This window comes from Pseudomonas sp. S60, from assembly GCF_016647865.1.
GTDB lineage: Bacteria > Pseudomonadota > Gammaproteobacteria > Pseudomonadales > Pseudomonadaceae > Aquipseudomonas > Aquipseudomonas parafulva.
In genome coordinates this window covers 84,936-100,076 of sequence record NZ_JACVVH010000005.1, presented here as the reverse complement: position 1 = coordinate 100,076, position 15,141 = coordinate 84,936, and the positions used below count along the sequence as shown (strand labels likewise).

Below are 15,141 nucleotides of genomic sequence, written 5' to 3'. Positions count from 1 at the left end.
GGGTTTGCCGTGTGCGCCTACCCTGGGTGACTGCTAGGCTGATACTACCTGTCGGTGTTTTTGGCTGAACCTCGCGCAGCAGAGCGGGTCATTATTGAAAGGGTTCGCCAGTTGTCGTGTTTTGCGTTGCCAGTTTCTGAAGGTTGGCTCGCTCAGGTCAGGCTCTTCAGGTGAATCACTGCGGCAATGGAGGCAGGCTATGGATTATTCCAGCATGGTTGAATCGTTGAACAAGATGCTCAAGGCAACAGCGGATGCGCGTGAGCGTCGCGGTGAGAGTGTCGAGGTAAAGGTTGTTGCCGAGGAACAGGCTGATAGCTGTGAAACGGAGCAACTGGAACAACTGTCATGGAAAGCCGACAGTCGCCCCAGAATGAACCGCTTGGTAGTCGCTCGCGACGGCCGTTGTACGCCGTGAGCGCTCTGCCGCACCGGCGTTCTATCAGTTACTCATTGAACTGGATGACCATGCGGCCTTTTATCTTCCCTCCGATCATTTCTTCGAAAATCTGATTGATGTCTTCTACCGGTCGCAAGGTGACCTTCGGTACGACCTTGCCTTCTGCAGCAAACTGGAAGGCTTCTTCCAAGTCCTGACGCGTACCGACCAGCGAACCGATTACCTGGATGCCGTCCAGTACCAAGCGTGGAATATTCAGGTTCATGGACTCTGTAGGCAAGCCCACCGCCACCAACCGCCCGCCTGCGCGCAGGGCGTCCACTGCTGAGTTGAATGCAGCCTTGGCTACAGCGGTTACAACCGCAGCGTGAGCCCCACCGGTTTTGGCCTGGATGACCTTGGCGGCGTCCTCTTCAAGCGGGTTGATCACCAGGTCTGCGCCCATTTCGCTGGCGAAGCGCAGTTGCTCCGGGTTCACGTCGATGGCGATCACCTTGGCGTTGAATACGTTCTTCGCGTACTGCAGGGCCAGGTTGCCCAGCCCACCGAGGCCATAGATGGCGATCCATTGGCCGGGGCGGATGTTGGAGGTTTTCACGGCTTTGTAGGTGGTAACGCCGGCGCAGGTAATGCTGCTGGCAGCGCCAGAATCCAGCCCGTCTGGCACCTTGACCGAGTAGTCGGCCTGCACGATGCAGGCTTCAGCCATGCCGCCGTCCACGGTGTAGCCAGCGTTCTTCACATCGCGGCACAGGGTTTCATTACCGCTGGTGCAGTACTCGCAGTGGCCACAGCCTTGGTAGAACCAGGCCACACTGGCGCGGTCACCCGGTTTGAGCGAGGTCACGCCCGGGCCCACTTCCTGAACCACGCCGATGCCTTCGTGACCCAGCACTACGCCGGTCTTGTCACCGAAGTCGCCATTTTTCACGTGCAGGTCGGTGTGGCACACGCCACAGCACTGCATTTTCAGCAACGCTTCGCCGTGCTCGAGCGGGCGCAGTTTTTTTTCCACTACTTCCACGCGACGGCCTGGTGCAACAACAGCAGCTTTCATATGAACCTCCGTGTTTATCCGGTTTGGCTTGCATAACAGCCGGCTAAGCATAGCCCCTGTGTGCGGCGGTAAAACTGCTACAGGTCATGGAAGCGTATGAGGGCGGCTGGTAAATCGCGCGCAAAGAAAAGCCCGCGGCAAGTAGGCGGCGGGCTGCAAGAACGTACGGAGCAGGGTCAGAATGCCAATGCAGATGTCAGTATTTCGTGAACGGCAGGTGATGGGAGCGTTCAGGCCAGCACTTGATTTGGGCGTGTGCGCCAGCAGGGTCGCACGTATAAAAAGAGCCCGCCACAGTGGGCGGGCAAGATGCGCTTGAAGGGAACACGCACAGGTTGCAAGTGGCGGGTTAAGCCTGCATTAAGCGCGGTATATTTGACCCGTCAGCAGCATCAGCCTATATAGGCGTGCCCATCTACCCAGGAGCCCCCATGCGCGACGACGATGACCTGCACGAACCTGAGCACGATCACTTACTCGACCACGAGTTTCTCTATGAGGGCTATGAGCCGGAGGCCGATGCCCAAGGTGCTGAGGATGAACTGGATGCGCAAGCTGCGGATGACCTGGACGCTGACGAGCGCGATCACCCGGCCTGGTTTGATGATTGTGACGACGACTGACTCAACGCCCGTCTACGGAGAACCGCCCAGGGCCGCTGACAGCCAGCGATAACAGGCCGCCCATGATGGCGAGGTTTTTCAGGAACTGGGTCATGTTGGCGCTGCGTGCCGGCTCGATCATCGTCCAGAACGGGTGGCCCAGCAGTGCAGTGCCCAGTACGAACAGCGCGAACAGCAACGCCAGCGGGCGGGTATAGAAGCCCAGGATCAACAGGATGCCAACCGCAAACTCCATGCAGACGGCAATGCCTGCTGCCAGGGTAGGGGCCGGGGCCCCCAGCGAAGCCATGTAGCTGACTGTGCCGTCAAAACCGGTCAGTTTGGCCCAGCCGGAAAACACGAAAAGAGTCATGAGCAAAACGCGGGCGAGCAGCAGGACGAGGTCGCGTTGACCTTCAAGCATCGAATAGCGCATGGCGAGCTTCCAGTGGGCAGGGACAAAAACCACTGTAGCAGGTGCGCGAAACATTGCTGCGCCCAGCAAAAAGGCGCCCGTTGGGGCGCCTTTTTAATAGTGAGTGGTGCGAGTGGCGGGACTCGAACCCGCAAGGCTCACGCCGACAGATTTTAAGTCTGCTGTGTATACCAATTCCACCACACTCGCACGCTTGAAAGGGTCGCAGTGACCAGCTCGCTTCCTGGCAGAAGGGCTTCGCAATCAAGCGCGCTTTATAACCCATCGTTATAGTTGAGTCAACTCTAGCACCTATGCTCAACACAGGAGCGTTCGGTCAAATGGAGAATTGACAGGCTGTTGTCGATGGCCCACTGTAGCCCGATCACTGGATCCAAACAGTAGGGCCAGGTGTTGCGGGGCCAGGCTTCAGCGCTTGGTATGTCGTCCAGGGCGACGCCCGATTTTTCATTTTGTCCCTCCCGCTGTGCCAGTGGAGTTCTCATGGTTTCAGCCGATTGCCCGGTTACCCCGGTGATACCCGCCTCGCGATATGAACAGTTGGTTCAGTCGGTGGTGGATTACGCCATCTATATGCTCGACCCTGCTGGCCATGTGGTGTCGTGGAACGCCGGCGCCGAGCGCATCAAGGGCTACACCGCCGACGAGGTGGTTGGGCGGCATTTTTCGATCTTCTTCCCCCCGCAGGATTGCGCTGACGGCCGGCCCGAGCAGCTATTGCGCCAGGCGCTGGAAAGCGGACGGGCGCAGGATGAGGGCTGGCGGGTGCGCAAGGACGGTACGCAGTTCTGGGCGCTGGCGGCCCTGGATGTGATCAGGGACGACGAAGGGCAGGTTGTGGGCCTGGCCAAGGTCACCCGGGATGTAACAGACCGTCGCGAGGCTGCGCTGCAGCTCGATAACGTTCGGGCGCAATTGTTCGAGGCGCAGAAGCTCGAAGCGCTCGGCCAGCTGACGGGTGGCCTGGCCCACGACTTCAACAACCTGCTGACCATCATCATCAGCTCTGCGCGCATGGCGCTGACTTCGGACGACCCGGAGCGCCCCAGGCGCATGTTGCAGAACATCCTGGAGGCCGGGCAGCGTGGTACCGACCTGACCCGCCAGTTGCTCAGCTTTGCTCGCCATCGCAAACTCGATGTGGCCAGTATCGACCCCAGCAGCTTGCTGGATGCTACCCGCGGCCTGCTGGAGCATGCGCTGCCTGATGCCATTCGGCTTGAGGTGCAGGTACAACCCGACCTGCCGCTCATTGAGGTGGATGCCGGGCAGTTGCAGATGGTGCTGCTCAACCTGCTGTTCAATGCGCGGGACGCCATCGCAGGGCCGGGGCGCATCGGCTTGACGGTTGGGGTGGTGGGCCTGTCGGGGGAAGTGGAGGGCCTGCACGGCCGCTTTGTCTGCTTCCAGGTTCAGGACAGCGGTGAGGGTATCGCGGCGGACGTACTGCCGCGCATCTTCGAGCCGTTTTTCACCACCAAGGCGTTCGGCAAAGGTACTGGGTTGGGCCTTAGCCAGGTGTACGGCTTCGCCAGGCAGAGCGGCGGGGCCATCAGCGTGCACAGCGTGGCCGGGGAGGGCACGTGCATGCAGCTTTATCTGCCAACCTCTCATGGCCATACACACAGCCTTGCGCACAGGTAGCGAGCATGACACACGAACTCAAGCGGCTGGTGACGGGGATAGAAGGGCTTGATGCACTGCTCAGGGGCGGGCTGGTGGCCGGCGCAGCCTACATCGTTCAGGGGCCACCGGGCGCGGGCAAAACCATACTGGCCAACCAGCTAGCCTGCGGCCATGTGCGCAGCGGCGGGCGGGTGTTGGTAGCCACCTTGCTCAGCGAGTCTCACGAACGGCTGTTTCAGTATTTGGGCACGCTGGATTTCTTCGACCCGGCGCTGGTAGGTGACCAGATGCAGTTCGTCAGTGCGTTCGATACCCTGGAGCAAGAAGGGCTGGACGCGGTAGTGCGGCTGCTGCGTCAGGAGATTGCCCGGCAGAAGGCCACGCTATTGGTTGTGGACGGGGTGCTCAACGCCCGCGCACGTGCCGAAAATGCACTCGACACCAAGAAGTTCGTGTCCGCCCTCCAGGGCCATGCCGCTTTCGCAGGCTGTACGGTACTTTTGCTGACCAGCGCGCGGATGGAAGAGGGCAGCCCGGAGCACACCATGGTCGACGGCGTGATCGAACTGGGCGAGCAACTGGTGGGTAGCCGCGCCGTGCGCAGCATTCAACTGCGCAAGACGCGCGGCAGTGCTGCATTGTCCGGGCGCCATGAGTGTCTGATCGATGGCACTGGCATGCGGGTATTCCCACGGCTTGAGTCGTTGTTCAGCCACCCCAGCCAGCACGGCAGTTGTGCCCCAGGGCGGGTCAGCAGTGGTGTGCCCAGCCTGGATGACATGCTTGATGGCGGCTTGGCAGCAGCCTCTGTGACCCTGCTGATGGGCCCATCCGGCATTGGCAAGACTTCGCTGGGCCTGGCATTTCTCAGTGCCAGCACGAAGCAGGTGCCAGGGTTGCATTTCGGTTTCTACGAACCGCCCGAACGCCTGCGCAACAAGGCGGCCTCGTTAGGCTTCGATTTTCGTTCGATGGAGCAGGAGGGTAGCCTGCGTTTGTGCTGGCAGCCTACTACTGAAGGCCTGCTGGACCAATTGGGCGCACACCTGATCGAGCAGGTGGATGCCATGGGCGCCAAGCGGGTGGTGATCGACAGCCTGGGTGCTTTCAGCCGGCTGGCCATGGAGCCCACCCGCCTCAACGCGTTTTTCCGGGCATTGACCGGCGAGCTCAGGGCGCGCGATGTGAGTGTGATGCTCACGTGGGAGATGCGCGATATTTTCGGGGCAGAAATCAGCGCCCCGGCGCCCGACCTTTCCAGCATTGTCGACAACCTCATGCTGATGCGCTTCGTTGAGCTCGACTCAACCCTGCGGCGCATGCTCTCCATACTCAAGGTACGCGATGGGCAGCACCATACGTCCCCACACGAGCTGATGATAGGCACGCGGGGCATAAGCCTGCACAAGGCCTTCGAAGGGGCCAGCGGCATGCTTTCGGGCACGGCTGTGGCGAACCCCAGCGGATGATGGCCAGCCCATGAAAACCATCCTCATCGTCGATGACGAGTACCTGATCGCCGAGATTCTGGGCTATGCCCTGGAGGATGAAGGGTTTCAGGTGAGAAAGGCCAGCAACGGGGTCAAGGCGCTTGCAGCGTTGAAGGATGCACCGGTGCAGCTGATCATTACCGATTACATGATGCCGCTGCTCAATGGTGAGGAACTGGCCCGTGCTCTGCGCAAGGACCCGGCGTGGCGCACGCTGCCGATCATTCTCATGAGCGGTGCCCAGGCCAACCAGGGTTGCCCTGACTTGTTCGCAGCCGTGTTTGACAAGCCTTTCGACATGGACCGCATGATCGCGACGGTTCGCGACCTGCTGGGCAACTGATCGGCAAGCAGGCGCTTCCATGCTGCCTGGCGTGTGCCTTGGACGTTAGTCTTCGTGCTTTTCCGGGGCTGGGCTGCCGGCCTGAATGCGCTTGAAGATCTCTTCGCGGTGAACCTGGACATCTTTGGGGGCATCGATGCCTATCCTCACCTGCATCCCCTTCACGCCCAAAATGGTGACTTTGATGTCATCGTTGATGACGATGCTCTCGCCAACCTTGCGGGTGAGTATCAGCATGTAGTTCTCCTTGGTGATAAAAAAGTCCGCTGAGCCAGTGCCCTGGCGGTGGGAGCGTGTCCCTCTTCCTTCTCATTAAAGACGCTTTCGGCGGCTAGTAATTCCCCTGGGGAGACAAAAACTGTCGCTTGTTCAGGAGGCAGGCGCCGAGGCAAACCCCTGCGGGTCTGTCGGCCAAGGTGCTCGGTGGCAAGAATAGGGGGGTTGCTGGCCAATGGGAAATTTCTTTGCATGATGGTGGGGATAGACGGGGTTAATGCTAAACCCCGAGTACCACCGGACACCTGTAGGAGCGAGCAGAGCTCGCGATGCGCTGCGCAAGCGGCGCCCAACACAGCCTCACCCCGCCTGCTGTTCCTCCAACGCCTGCAAAAACAGCAGCAGGGCAACCTCTTCCGGGTCCAGCCCCTTGCGCACCCGGTTTTTGGGCAGCGCAGCCAGGCGGCCGAGTGCGTAATGTTCAAGCACAGCCGGGTGGATATAACAGCGCCGGCAAACGGCCGGTGTATTGCCCAGGCGCGCGGCCACCTCGCGCACGATCGACGCCACCTGGCGCTTGGCCTCGGTTTCCGGCTCCCAGGCAAGCGGTTTGAGCAGGTCAAGGGCCAGGCTGCTGCCTGCCCAGGTGCGGTAGTCCTTGGCCGTAAAGTCGGCGCCGGTGAGCGTTTGCAGAAACTGGTTAACGTCGCTTGAGCCAATGCTGTGCCGTTGGCCCTCTTCATCGAGGTACTGGAACAACGCCTGGCCCGGCAGCTCCATGCAGCGTTTGAGCAGGCTGGCCAAGCGCCGGTCGCGCAGGGTGACGTCGTGTTCCACACCGCGCTTGCCGCGGAACTGAAAACGAATGGTGCTGCCTTTCACCTCCACGTGGCGGTTGCGCAGGGTGGTCAGGCCGTAGGAGCGGTTGTCGCGCATGTAGCGCTGGTTGCCGATACGGATCAAGGTGTGGTCCAACAGGCTCACGACCAACGCCATCACCTTTTCCCGGTCCAGCCCCGGGCGGGCCAGGTGGGTTTCCAGTTGTGCCCGCAGTTTTGGCAGCACCTGGGCAAAAGCGAGCATACGCCCGTACTTGTGCTGGTCCCGGGTTTCGCGCCACTGCGCATGGTAGCGGTACTGCTTGCGGCCACGGGCGTCGCGGCCAGTGGCTTGCAGGTGGCCCTGCGGGTCGGCGCATATCCACACATCGGTGTACGCAGGCGGTATGACCAGTGCCGCGATGCGCGCGAGTACCTCAGGGTCGCGCACGCGCTCGCCGTCAGCGTCCTGGTAGATGAAGCGGTCCCGCCAGCGGCGGCGGGTCAGGCCAGGCTGGCTGTCGTCTACATAATGCAGGGATGCGGGAAGCGGGCAGTCAAGCATGGGCGGCAGGCCTCGATCAGGTCACTGATCAATGGACATCAGCCGCTTGACCGTTGCTCCATTCAAATGCTCAGCCCAGCAGCGCCACCGACTTGATCTGCGCGAACAGCAGCTGGCCGGGGTGCAGGCCGAGCTGGTGCGCCGAGTAACGGGTAACGCGAGCCAGCAGGGCATTGCCTCCGGCGTCCAGGCTGACCAGCACATGCGCCGGGTTGTCGGCAGGGCGGGTTTCGCACACCCGTACCGGCACGCGGTTGAGGATGCTGGACGCACTGTCGGCATCCAGCGCCAGGCTGACGTCCCGGGCCTGCACTTTCACCCTCAGGGTGCTACCCATCACGTGGGCCGGGTGGGCGAAGCGCAGCAATGGGCCGCTGCTGCCAGGCAGGCGCAGGTCGAGCAGGTCGTACTGCGGGTCATGGCCAACCACCAGCCCTTCGAACACCACGCCTGCGTCTTCGCTCTGGGCCAGCGACAGGTCAAGGCGGGCGAGGGTTTCGCCGATGGGGCCACTGGCAACCGCCTGGCCTTGTTCCAGCAGCACCAGGTGGTCTGCCAGGCGCGCCACTTCGTCCTGGGCATGGCTGACATACACCAACGGGATGTCCAGTTCGTCGTGCAGGCGCTCCAGGTACGGCAGGATCTCGCGCTTGCGTGGCCCGTCGAGCGCGGCCAGCGGCTCGTCCATCAGCAGCAGCCTTGGGCTGCTGAGCAGGGCGCGGGCGATACCTACCCGCTGCGCTTCGCCGCCGGACAGGGTCGCCGGGCGGCGCGCCAGCAGGTGGCCTATGCCCAGCAGCGCGCTGGCCTGTTCAAGGCTGACCTTGCGCTGCGCGGGTGCGACGCGGCGCCAGCCAAACTCCAGGTTGCCGCGTACGCTAAGGTGTGGGAACAGGCTGGCTTCCTGGAACACATAGCCCACTGGCCGCAGGTGCGGTGCCACGAAGTGGCCCCGGGCGCTGTCCTCCCAGACTTCGCCATTCACCTCCACGTACGCGCTGGTAGCGCGTTCAAGGCCGGCAAGGCAGCGCAAGCAACTGGTCTTGCCCGAGCCGGAGTGGCCGAACAACGCGCTGATACCGCGCCCGGGCAGTTGCAGGTTTACGTCCAGGGTAAAGTCGTCACGTGCCAGTTTCAGGCGCGCCACAATCGCTTGGGTCATGTCAGCTCCAGCCAGCCTTGCCGCGTCGCCCGGCATACAGCAGGAGCAGCACCAGGAAAGAGAACACCAGCATGGCGCCAGCCAGCCAGTGGGCTTGTGCGTAGGCCATGCCTTCGACGTGATCGAAGATCTGCACCGAGACCACGCGCGTCTTGTCGGGGATGTTGCCGCCAATCATCAGCACCACGCCAAACTCCCCCACGGTATGGGCAAAGCCCAGGATGCTGGCCGTGACGAAGCCTGGGCGCGCCAGTGGCAGTACCACATGCACGAATGTGTCCCATGGGCTGGCCCGCAGTGTGGCGGCCACTTCCAGCGGGCGCTGGCCAATGGCGCCGAAGGCGTTCTGCAGGGGCTGCACCACGAACGGCATGGAATAGATCACCGAGCCGATGACCAGGCCGCTAAAGCTGAACACCACGCTGCCCAGGCCCAGTGCCGCCGTGGCCTGGCCGAGCCAGCCGTGGGGGCCCAGGGCAATTAGCAGGTAGAAGCCGATGACCGTAGGGGGCAGCACCAGTGGCAACGCCACCACCGCGCCCACGGGCCCGCGCAGCCATGACCGCGTGCGGGCCAGCCACCAGGCGATCGGCGTGCCAACCACCAGCAGAATCAGGGTGGTCAGGCTGGCCAGTTTCAAGGTCAGCCAGATTGCACCCAGGTCACTGGCGTCCAGTGGCATCAGATTTCATAACCGTAAGACTTGATCACCGCCGCGGCCTTGGGGCCTTTGAGGTAATCCACCAGCGCTTTGGCGGCCGGGTTGTCCTTGCCCTTTTCCAGAATCACCGCGTCTTGGCGGATAGGGTCGTGCATCGACGCCGGAACGATCCAGGCCGAGCCGCTTTGTACCTTGCCGTCCTTGTAGATTTGCGACAGGGCCACGAAGCCCAGTTCGGCATTACCGGTAGAGACAAACTGGAACGCCTGGGTGATGTTCTGACCTTCCACCAGTTTAGGCTTGGTGGCCTCGGTCAGGTTCAGCTTCGCCAATACCTGAGTGGCGGCGAGGCCGTAGGGGGCGGTTTTCGGGTTGGCAATGGACAGGTGCTTGAACTGGTTTTTTTGTAGCACCTCGCCTTTTGCGTCGACGTACCCAGATTGCGCAGACCACAGGGCCAGGGTGCCGATCGCATAGGTGAAGCGCGACCCTGGCACGATGGCTTTTTCTTCTTCGAGCTTGGCCGGGGTGCTGTCGTCAGCCGACAGGAAGACTTCGAACGGCGCGCCGTTCTTGATTTGTGCGTAGAACTGCCCGGTGGCGCCGTAGGCGGCTACCAGCTTGTGGCCGGTGTCTTTTTCGAAGTCCTGGGCAATGGCCTGAATGGGGGCGGTGAAGTTGGCTGCAACTGCAACCTGGACTTCGTCTGCCCAGGCAGCATTGAGGGCGAACAGGCCGGCCAGTGCAGTGACCAGGTGAGACGGGCGAATAGGCATCGATACAGCTCCTTGGGGTTATCGTTATAACCTCAACTATATAGCGATAGGCCATGAAGCGGGAAGAGGGTAGATAAAGCGCTGTTTAAACGCCCACCACCGCCAAGGCGCGTTCGGCGATTTCACGCGTCAGCACAGCGGCCGCTTCGTGCCGGCCCAGCCGCAATGCCTGGCCGGCCCAGAGGTTGCTGAAAGCGCTGTCGCCCTGCGGGTCGGTGATTGCCCGCAAGGGCATCAATGCGCCGCCGGCCAACGGGAAGCGGGGTGCCAATGCGCTCATGGGCCCCAGCTCGCGCATGATGCGGTTGTTGATGCCGCGCGCCGGGCGGCCCGTGAACAGGTTGGTCATTGCCGTGTCGCTGGCCGGGGCGGTGTCCAGCGCCTGGCGATGCGCTGGCGACACCTTGGCTTCGGGGCTGAACAGGTAGGCAGTGCCGATTTGTACCGCACACGCACCCAACGCCAGCGCCGCCACCAGGCCGCGGTGGTCGGCAATGCCACCTGCGGCGATCACCGGCAGGTCGACCGCATCAACCACCTGCGGCACCAGCGCGAAGGTACCGATCTGGGTGGTGATGTCCTCGCTGAGGAACATGCCCCGGTGGCCACCCGCTTCGGCGCCCATGGCAATGATGGCATCGCAACCGTGGCCCTGCAGCCACACGGCCTCTTCAACGGTGGTTGCGCTGGACAGCACCTTGGCACCCGTGGCCTTCACCCTCTGCAGGTGGGCGGCAGAGGGCAGGCCGAAGTGGAAGCTGACCACCTCTGGGCGCACCTGCTCCACCAGCTGGCAGCTCTGCTCGTCAAACGGTGCACGGTTGGACACCGGCGTTGGCGCATCGAAGTCAGCGCCCAGCTCACGGTAGTAAGGTTCGAGCGCCTGCTTCCAGCGTTGACCTGCCGCGGCATCCGGGGCGGGCGGGGTGTGGCAGAAGAAGTTGAGGTTCAACGGGCGGCCCGGGCAGGCTTGGCGAAAAGTGGACACTTCTTGCCGTACCTGCTCGCCAGTGAGCATTGCACACGGCAAAGCCCCCAGCCCGCCTGCCTCAGCCACGGCGATCGCCATGGCCGAACCTGTCGCCCCCGCCATCGGCGCCTGCAAGATGGGCACTTCGATGCCCAGCAAATCGAGGATACGGCGATCGGGCCAACGGCTCATGCAATGCTCCTTGTGGGGCGGGGGGCAGGGGGGCGGCAGCGGTTGTTAGAGGGCCTTGCTGACCTGGATGTCGCTGATCTTGTCGGCGTCCTCGCCATGGATCTTGCGCAAGGCGTCCAGGGCCTGAGCCTGCGAGTCATCCTGCATCAATGCGAAATCCCAGCGGCGCTGGCCGTCGAGTTTGTATTTGATCACGTACTTGATGGTCTGGGTCATGGTGGCCTTAGCTGAGTTTCGACGATGAACGGCGGATGATCTTGATCTTGTGGGTCAGGCTGGGCTTGCGCGTGACCGAGATCGGGCGCGTGGTCACCGTGTCGAGGGTGATGTTCCAGAAGCCGGTGCTGGGCACGGTGATCTTGGCTGGAAACTTGTCGAAATGCCCGCCGTGGTAAGTGTGACGGCCGCCGTTCTTGAAACTGCGGAAGTTGGCGTCGTTCATCAGGCGGATATTGCAGCGCTGGGAACACTCGACGACGACGATGTCGTCCTCGTTGAGGTGCTCGCGCTGGTGTACGAATTTCATGTGGGGCTCCGCAAAGTCTGGTTCTGCAAATGCGCAAGATACCACGATGTGCACGCACGCCGCCGCCCCGCGCAACGGGCGCGGATAAATCTGCCAAAGCAGGGAGCAAATGCGCCCGGGCACGGTCGAACAGGGCTGGTAATGGTTGAGGTGCAACAGATGAAGTGGATGGTGGCAGCGCTGACCCTGGCGTTGGCAGGTTGTGCCAGCGTGTCGGACATTGAACAGTCGCACGAGACGATGGACGTTATCTCGGGCAAGACACCCCGCGAATTCGCCGATTGCGTGAAGGCCGGGCTTGCGGATTCTCGCGGGCCGCTGGTGGAAGAAAAACGGGGTGATGGCCTGCGGCTGATCGTGCCGCAAAAATTCTCGCCAGGCGCTGGCCCGGCCGCGGTGCTGGATATCGCTGAGCGGGGCAGTGGCAATGGCAGCAGCGTGAAGCTGCACGAGCGCCTGAGCAACTTCCCGTTGCGCCCAGGTGATGTGCGCAAGGCAACCACCCAGTGCATTTCAGGAAGTTGATCTAGCGCAACGGGTCGCGCTCCTTTTGCTTATATGTTTTAGGTCTAAGCATATAACAATAGAAAAGGAGATTCGCGATGACACCCTTCAAACGCGCGGTGCTCGGCAGCCTGCTGGCGCTGAGTTGGCCGGCCGCCCAGGCGGCGGATGGCCAGAAGGTATTTACCCAGGGCGGTGCCGACCCTGCCGCACTGGCGTGCATCGCCTGCCATGGTGCAGACGGCGGTGGCGTGGCGGCAGCCGGCTTCCCGCGCTTGGCGGGGTTGCCGGCCGCATACCTGAGCAAGCAATTGCGCGACTGGCGCACCGGTAGCCGCCGTCAGGCGGTGATGGAGCCAGTGGCCAAGGCCTTGACCGAGGATGAAATCAAGGCAGTCAGCACCTACCTGGCCAGCCTTCCTCAAGCACCAGCCGGCCACCTGCGGCGCCAGCAAATTGCCAATGACCCAACCGAACGGCTGGCCCTGTACGGCGACTGGAGCCGCCAGATCCCGGGGTGTGTGCAATGCCACGGGCCGGGTGGCGCAGGGCTCGGCGAGCACTTCCCGCCACTGACCGGCCAGCCTGCCAGTTACCTGGTGGCGCAACTGGACGCCTGGCGCGACGGCAGCCGCAGCAATGACCCCAACCAACTGATGGTAGGCGTGGCCAAGGCCATGACCGCTGACGAGATCAAGGCCGTGGCCGAGTTCTTCGCCCGTTCTGCCAGCCAGGAGGTCAACCCATGAAGCTGCTGATACCCGCCACGCTCCTGCTTGCCGCCGCTACCAGCCAGGCCAGCCCCGTCACCATGGAAGACCAGACCCAGCTCAACGTGCCCGATGCCCAGCGCGCGCCGCAGTTCGTACCGCCCGCCGAGGGCGAGCTGCCCGACAATGCTTTCGGCAAGATGGTGCGCGACGGGCATGCCCTGTTCGTCGACACCCGCCGCCTGATGCCCGATGCGGTGGGTAATGGCATGAACTGCAGCAACTGCCATCTGGACCAGGGGCGCATGCCCCATTCGGCGCCGCTGTGGGGTGCCTACCCGATGTACCCGGCCTATCGCAAGAAAAACAACAAGGTGAACACCTATGCCGAGCGCATACAGGGCTGCTTCCAGTTCAGCATGAACGGCAGGCCGCCCGCGGCCGACAGCCCGCAGATGACCGCTTTGGCGGTGTACTCGTACTGGCTGTCGACCCAGGCGCCCACGGGGGTGGAACTGGCCGGGCGCGGTTACCCTGAGGTGCCACAACCCACGGGTGGCTACGACTTCGCCCGTGGCCAGCAGGTGTACCAGGCGCAGTGCGCGATTTGCCACGGTGACCAGGGCGAAGGGCAAAAAGTGGCTGGCGAGTACGTGATGCCGCCGCTGTGGGGCAAGGACTCCTACAACTGGGGCGCCGGCATGCACCGCATCAACACCGCAGCGTCGTTCATCAAGTACAACATGCCACTGGGCAAGCCCGGCAGCCTCACCGACCAGCAGGCCTGGGACGTGGCGGCATGGATCAACCGCCATGAACGGCCTCAGGACCCGCGCCTGGTGCAAGGCTCCATCGAGAAGACCCGTGTGAAGTTCCATGCCAATGACGGGGTCAACCTGTACGGCCAGAAGGTGGACGGTGTACTGATCGGGCAGGGCACCGGAGGGTAACTGATTGAGCAACCGGCCTTGCCGCCGTTAAGGGGCGGGGCCGGTTGTTTCATCGCCAATGGGCGCTGCCGGGCACATGAAAGTTGGGGCCCCCTTTGAACTATCCCGCCCGCGTTCCCTCTATTTTCCCAATGTGTGGCCGCGGGTGGGGCATTGTAAGGTGACCGCCGCCTGATTAGACTGCGCCAATCCACAGGCCCTAGCCTTTTTAAGGACGTTTATGATCAAGAAATGCTTGTTCCCGGCAGCTGGCTACGGCACCCGCTTCCTGCCTGCTACCAAAGCCATGCCCAAGGAAATGCTGCCGGTGGTCAACAAGCCACTGATCCAGTATGGCGTCGAAGAAGCGTTGGATGCAGGGCTTAGCGAAATCTCCATCGTCACCGGCCGTGGCAAGCGCGCCCTGGAAGACCACTTCGACATCAGCTACGAGCTGGAAAACCAGATCAAGGGCACTGACAAGGAGAAGTACCTGGTAGGCATCCGTCGCCTGCTGAACGAGTGCTCGTTCTCCTACACCCGTCAGACCGAAATGAAAGGCCTGGGCCACGCCATCCTCACCGGCCGCCCGCTGATCGGTGACGAGCCGTTCGCCGTGGTACTGGCCGATGACCTGTGCGTGAACCCGGAAGGTGACGGCGTACTGACCCAGATGGTCAAGCTGTACAACCAGTTCCGCTGCTCGATCGTTGCCATCCAGGAAGTCGACCCGCAGGAAACCAACAAGTATGGTGTGATCGCCGGCGACATGATCCGTGACGATATCTTCCGCGTCACCAACATGGTCGAGAAGCCAAGCCCGGAGGACGCCCCGTCCAACCTGGCCATCATTGGCCGTTACATCCTGACCCCGGACATCTTCGACATCATTGCCAACACCGAACCTGGCAAAGGTGGCGAAATCCAGATCACTGACGCGCTGCTGCACCAGGCACGCAACGGTTGTGTGATCGCCTATAAGTTCAAGGGCCAGCGTTTCGACTGCGGCGGCGCCGAAGGCTACATCGACGCCACTAACTTCTGCTTCGAAAACTACTACAAAACCGGCAAGGCCTACTAAGCGGCAAGCTGCAAGCTGCAAGCTACAAGCCGAGCTGCTTTTTCTTGCAGCTTGAGGCTTGAAGCTTGCAGCTTTTT

Annotated in this window: 19 protein-coding genes and 1 tRNA gene; 9 read left to right on the top strand and 11 right to left on the bottom strand. The window is 62.2% G+C overall.

The genetic code is table 11. The features are described 5' to 3' along the window. Window positions 1-199: 199 nt before the first annotated feature. Window positions 200-418 (top strand): hypothetical protein, encoded by a 219-nt coding sequence (locus tag IAE33_RS04095; RefSeq protein WP_201162360.1) that lies wholly within the window; start codon window positions 200-202, stop codon window positions 416-418. A gap of 28 nt (window positions 419-446) precedes the next feature. On the opposite strand, the gene adhP is transcribed toward IAE33_RS04095, so the two are convergent. Further along, window positions 447-1,457: an alcohol dehydrogenase AdhP gene (gene adhP / locus IAE33_RS04090; RefSeq protein ID WP_201162358.1), complete on the bottom strand. Its 1,011-nt coding sequence runs from the start codon at window positions 1,455-1,457 to the stop codon at window positions 447-449. Window positions 1,458-1,888: 431 nt separating this feature from the next. Between adhP and IAE33_RS04085 the strand changes: the two genes are divergently transcribed. Beyond that, a complete protein-coding gene (locus IAE33_RS04085; protein WP_028633402.1) occupies window positions 1,889-2,080 on the top strand; it encodes a hypothetical protein in 192 nt (63 codons plus the stop codon). Between the two features lies 1 nt (window position 2,081). On the opposite strand, the gene IAE33_RS04080 is transcribed toward IAE33_RS04085, so the two are convergent. Both IAE33_RS04080 and IAE33_RS04075 read right to left on the bottom strand, forming a co-directional pair. Next, entirely contained in the window at window positions 2,082-2,495 is a 414-nt protein-coding gene (locus IAE33_RS04080; protein WP_028633401.1) for a DoxX family protein, read from the bottom strand. A 104-nt stretch (window positions 2,496-2,599) separates the two neighbouring features. Then, a tRNA-Leu gene (locus IAE33_RS04075) sits at window positions 2,600-2,684 on the bottom strand. 294 nt (window positions 2,685-2,978) lie between these two features. Between IAE33_RS04075 and IAE33_RS04070 the strand changes: the two genes are divergently transcribed. Genes IAE33_RS04070 through IAE33_RS04060 form a run of 3 tightly spaced genes read left to right on the top strand, consistent with a single transcriptional unit; the run spans window position 2,979 to window position 5,954 of the window. Next, complete coding sequence (locus IAE33_RS04070) at window positions 2,979-4,139, top strand: two-component system sensor histidine kinase NtrB (RefSeq protein ID WP_201162356.1); 1,161 nt, start codon at window positions 2,979-2,981, stop codon at window positions 4,137-4,139. A gap of 5 nt (window positions 4,140-4,144) precedes the next feature. Beyond that, on the top strand, window positions 4,145-5,590 hold the full coding sequence (locus IAE33_RS04065) for an ATPase domain-containing protein (protein WP_201162354.1): 1,446 nt from the start codon (window positions 4,145-4,147) through the stop codon (window positions 5,588-5,590). A gap of 10 nt (window positions 5,591-5,600) precedes the next feature. Next, window positions 5,601-5,954: a response regulator gene (locus tag IAE33_RS04060; RefSeq protein WP_028633399.1), complete on the top strand. Its 354-nt coding sequence runs from the start codon at window positions 5,601-5,603 to the stop codon at window positions 5,952-5,954. Window positions 5,955-5,999: 45 nt separating this feature from the next. Here the strand turns inward: IAE33_RS04060 and csrA are convergent, their stop codons facing one another. From csrA to IAE33_RS04020, 8 genes are all read right to left on the bottom strand, one after another. Then, complete coding sequence (gene csrA / locus IAE33_RS04055) at window positions 6,000-6,191, bottom strand: carbon storage regulator CsrA (protein ID WP_028633398.1); 192 nt, start codon at window positions 6,189-6,191, stop codon at window positions 6,000-6,002. Between the two features lie 339 nt (window positions 6,192-6,530). Then, window positions 6,531-7,553: a DNA topoisomerase IB gene (locus tag IAE33_RS04050; protein WP_201162352.1), complete on the bottom strand. Its 1,023-nt coding sequence runs from the start codon at window positions 7,551-7,553 to the stop codon at window positions 6,531-6,533. Between the two features lie 70 nt (window positions 7,554-7,623). Then, window positions 7,624-8,715, bottom strand: coding sequence for a molybdenum ABC transporter ATP-binding protein (gene modC, locus IAE33_RS04045; RefSeq protein ID WP_201162350.1), 1,092 nt, complete (start codon window positions 8,713-8,715; stop codon window positions 7,624-7,626). 1 nt (window position 8,716) lies between these two features. Beyond that, on the bottom strand, window positions 8,717-9,397 hold the full coding sequence (gene modB, locus IAE33_RS04040; RefSeq protein ID WP_028633395.1) for a molybdate ABC transporter permease subunit: 681 nt from the start codon (window positions 9,395-9,397) through the stop codon (window positions 8,717-8,719). Next, a complete protein-coding gene (gene modA / locus IAE33_RS04035) occupies window positions 9,397-10,152 on the bottom strand; it encodes a molybdate ABC transporter substrate-binding protein (RefSeq protein ID WP_201162348.1) in 756 nt (251 codons plus the stop codon). The genes modB and modA overlap by 1 nt, the downstream gene beginning before the upstream one ends. Window positions 10,153-10,237: 85 nt before the next feature. Then, window positions 10,238-11,314 carry an NAD(P)H-dependent flavin oxidoreductase gene (locus IAE33_RS04030; protein ID WP_201162346.1) on the bottom strand — a complete coding sequence of 359 codons (1,077 nt, stop codon included), beginning with the start codon at window positions 11,312-11,314 and terminating at the stop codon, window positions 10,238-10,240. A 45-nt stretch (window positions 11,315-11,359) separates the two neighbouring features. After that, window positions 11,360-11,530 carry a hypothetical protein gene (locus tag IAE33_RS04025; protein WP_169338813.1) on the bottom strand — a complete coding sequence of 57 codons (171 nt, stop codon included), beginning with the start codon at window positions 11,528-11,530 and terminating at the stop codon, window positions 11,360-11,362. A 7-nt stretch (window positions 11,531-11,537) separates the two neighbouring features. Continuing rightward, on the bottom strand, window positions 11,538-11,840 hold the full coding sequence (locus IAE33_RS04020) for a DUF1883 domain-containing protein (protein WP_028633392.1): 303 nt from the start codon (window positions 11,838-11,840) through the stop codon (window positions 11,538-11,540). Between the two features lie 159 nt (window positions 11,841-11,999). On the opposite strand from IAE33_RS04020, the gene IAE33_RS04015 reads away from it, so the two are divergent. From IAE33_RS04015 to galU, 4 genes are all read left to right on the top strand, one after another. Continuing rightward, the gene (locus tag IAE33_RS04015) at window positions 12,000-12,365 is read left to right on the top strand and encodes a hypothetical protein (RefSeq protein WP_201162344.1); all 366 of its coding nucleotides are present in this window, start codon (window positions 12,000-12,002) and stop codon (window positions 12,363-12,365) included. Window positions 12,366-12,442: 77 nt separating this feature from the next. Further along, complete coding sequence (locus IAE33_RS04010) at window positions 12,443-13,093, top strand: c-type cytochrome (RefSeq protein WP_201162342.1); 651 nt, start codon at window positions 12,443-12,445, stop codon at window positions 13,091-13,093. Next, on the top strand, window positions 13,090-14,004 hold the full coding sequence (locus IAE33_RS04005; protein WP_028633389.1) for a c-type cytochrome: 915 nt from the start codon (window positions 13,090-13,092) through the stop codon (window positions 14,002-14,004). Before IAE33_RS04010 ends, IAE33_RS04005 begins: the two co-directional genes overlap by 4 nt. 220 nt (window positions 14,005-14,224) lie before the next feature. Beyond that, on the top strand, window positions 14,225-15,064 hold the full coding sequence (galU, locus tag IAE33_RS04000) for a UTP--glucose-1-phosphate uridylyltransferase GalU (RefSeq protein WP_028633388.1): 840 nt from the start codon (window positions 14,225-14,227) through the stop codon (window positions 15,062-15,064). The last annotated feature ends 77 nt before the right edge of the window (window positions 15,065-15,141 follow it).